The sequence below is a fragment of the Streptomyces sp. URMC 126 genome (assembly GCF_051386555.1).
Lineage (GTDB): Bacteria > Actinomycetota > Actinomycetes > Streptomycetales > Streptomycetaceae > Streptomyces.
The window spans coordinates 1-230 of record NZ_JBPQTX010001445.1 but is presented as its reverse complement, the minus strand read 5'-3'; the positions used below and the strand labels follow the sequence as shown (position 1 = coordinate 230).

Genomic DNA, 230 nt, shown 5'->3' with positions numbered 1-230 from the left:
CCTTTGCGGAGTCAGCCCCATCGAGTACTCCTCGGGCCGGCGGCGCACGCGTCGGCTCAACTACGGCGGCGACCGTCAGGCGAACGCGGCCTTGCACCGCATCGTCTTCACCCGCCTGCGCCACGACCCGCGCACCCAGGCGTACTACGAACGCCGCACCCAGGAGGGCAAGACCCGACGTGAGATCATCCGATGCCTCAAGCGATACGCAGCCCGCGAGGTCTTTAACC

The 230-nt window shown here is 67.8% G+C and carries 1 protein-coding gene; it reads left to right on the top strand.

The genetic code is table 11. From position 1 onward, the window contains the following. A partial coding sequence (locus ACSNOK_RS36620) for a transposase (RefSeq protein WP_436784949.1) occupies positions 1-230 on the top strand: 230 nt, incomplete at both ends.